This window comes from Campylobacter sp. TTU-622, assembly GCF_016598965.1.
Classification (GTDB): domain Bacteria; phylum Campylobacterota; class Campylobacteria; order Campylobacterales; family Campylobacteraceae; genus Campylobacter_D.
Genome location: NZ_JAENKR010000125.1, coordinates 1 through 2,517, shown reverse-complemented (window position 1 = coordinate 2,517; position 2,517 = coordinate 1). Strand labels below are relative to the sequence as shown.

General features: G+C 26.2%; 1 protein-coding gene and 2 pseudogenes. All 3 read right to left on the bottom strand.

Translation table 11 applies throughout. The annotated features are described in order from the left end of the window. Positions 1-239, bottom strand: a pseudogene (locus tag JG677_RS07745) (motility associated factor glycosyltransferase family protein); the annotation flags it as partial. After that, on the bottom strand, positions 240-2,084 hold the full coding sequence (locus JG677_RS07740) for a motility associated factor glycosyltransferase family protein (protein WP_200286065.1): 1,845 nt from the start codon (positions 2,082-2,084) through the stop codon (positions 240-242). Beyond that, positions 2,057-2,517: pseudogene (locus JG677_RS07735) on the bottom strand (motility associated factor glycosyltransferase family protein); the annotation flags it as partial. The pseudogene JG677_RS07735 and the gene JG677_RS07740, both read right to left, overlap by 28 nt.

The window sequence follows — 2,517 nt, the reverse complement described above, 5'->3', positions numbered from 1 at the left end:
TAAAGAACAGGATATAAGAAGTATTTATCATTATAAGTGTTTAACATAGAGTTTAGTTCAGCAAGAGGGTTTTGGTAGAGTAATTCCCCCCCCCCATTGATTTCTTTTAAATTTATATCTAAATTATCTTTACCTTGTATGAGTTCAAATTTAAGATTTGATTTTATTTTCTTTAGTTCTTCTTTTAAGAAAGTATTATTTAGAGCATTTAGGTTTTTTAAGAATAAAGAGGGGGTCATTTAAATCTCCCACTCTTTTATAGCTTTATTAATGGTTTCATTTTGAGCTTTTAAATAATCTAAAATTTGCAAAAACCAAAGATTTTGAGAAGAAAGAAAATCTAGCAATTTTTCATCTTGCTTTAAAGAATTTAAAACTTCATACTTCATAACTTCACATTCATTATGAAAATACATGGCCTGTGAAAGTTCATTAAATAATTTTAATGTTTTTAATTCTTTAAAAAATTGAAGCAAATTATCTTTGATCTTTCTAAGAGTTTGTAAATTTTTTTGCTCTTTTTTAAACTCGTAGTCTAATTTTTTGAGTTCATTTTTACATTTTTTAATGTAATTTTCACTCTCATTGACATTTTTTTCAAGATTTTTCTTCGTCTTTTTTAATTTTTCCTTCATTTTATCTAAGCTTAAAGATTTTGGAAATTCAAAAGGTTTGCAAAGATCCTCGTTTAAAAGCTCTTCACAAACTTCTTTAAAAGGTTTTTCTATGCTTTCTTCTATCCTTGCTCCACCTTCTGTGCAGTTGTAGGTAGTAATACCTAATTTAGTTTTAGTAAAAAAAATATCCTTTTCAAAATGTTGTCTAAAAAGCTGCCAAGAAAGCTGAGTTCTAACTTCTCCTTTTCCTCCATAAGCTAAAGTATAGAGATTATCTCTTAATTCTTCGCCTTTTTCTCCATATATATGCCCTTTTGCATGAGTTACCCCATCTTTAGCATAGGCTAAATCTTGCCCTATTAAAATAATATTTTTAAATCTTAGCGCACCAATTAATTCATAAATCATATTAGCAACACTCATTCCTACACCAAGATAACCATATTCATCAAGCTTTAAAGAGCCTGCCGAATTTAAAGGACGATGCACTAATATATAGCGTCTATAATTTTTTTCCAAATAATCTATAGTTTTTTTACTTACCACAGAAGCTAAGATAAAAAGTATATCTTTATCAAAATCTCCAAAATCATTATTAAAACACTCACTTACTATTTCATCACGCTCTAACATACAAACATAATCAGGCTTAATATTCTCTTTAGCTAAAATTGAATAAGCGCTATCGGCACAAAAAATAGCCACCTTATTTTGATACTCTTTAAGCAAGGGAAGTTGTTTAGTAAGTGAAGGTCCTGTTGATACTAGTATGGCATTTTCAAGTTTTGCTCTCCTTGATTTTAAAAACTCTTGAAAAATTCCATGATTTAGCATTTTAGGAATATTATTTAAAGTATGTTCTATTCCTGTCATAGAGTCTATAGGATCATTGCCGTGATTTAATACTACAAATCTTATAATTTCCATTAAATCTTTATTTAAGCTTTCGATTTTATCATAATAATGTTTTGCATAAAAAGAACTATGGATATGAAGATTATAAATTTTAATACTCTTTTTTATAAACTCAAAAGAAAATAAAGCATTTAAGGAAGCCAAGTTAAGATCTTTAGTATAAAAAAGTATAAGTTTTTCGCTTTTAATTTCTTTAGAAAAATCAAAAAGATGAAAAGCTAAAGCTAAAATTTCAAGCTCATCTTCAAATACAACGATAGCTTTATGATTTTTATTTTCACATAAAATTTTATAAAGTTTTCCATTTCCAAAACCATAAAAAAACAAAACAGGATATTTATAAAAATCATTTTTAAAAAGCTCTAAGCTTGTTTTTAATTCTTCATCTACATTTTCATAAATTTTATCATTATCATGTCTTATGAAATTAGCTTCTTTATCTATGCTAAAACTAGAAAAATTTTCTAAAGATCTAAGCTTATAAGCTAAAACTTGATCAACCTCAAAAAGTGCTGCTGTGTTTTTTAAAAAGAGCTCTTTTGCCCCGTCCATTTTTCAAGTCCCCTTTTATATAACTCTTCTTCTAAAGGCTTAATGTTTTTTATTAAAGCAAGTTCAAGTGCATTAATATGTGCATATATCATTTTAAGCCATTCTAAATGTTCTTTAATCCAAATTAAAGATTTATTAAAAGAATCTTCTTTTGTTTTTGCTTTTAAGACATAAATTCTAGCTAAATTTAATTCAAATTGGATTAAAAAAGCTCCAACAGCTTGAGCAAGCTCTTTTAAGTCTTCAGTTTTTATTTTATACTTATCAATTCTTTGTATTATAAGATCAATTAAATCTTGATTATCTGTATGATTTAGCTTTAAATAAAGCTCATTGATTTCATTATATTCTTTTAAACAATCATTTTTAAAAGTATTAGAATGTTTTATAGCTTTTATAATTTTTGCATAAGCTTTAAGTAATAATTCATCTT

What these genes read in the sequence shown, in the direction of transcription:
- JG677_RS07740 (WP_200286065.1), bottom strand. Translation starts at nt 2,084, where the DNA reads ATGGACGGGGCAAAAGAGCTCTTTTTAAAAAACACAGCAGCACTTTTT.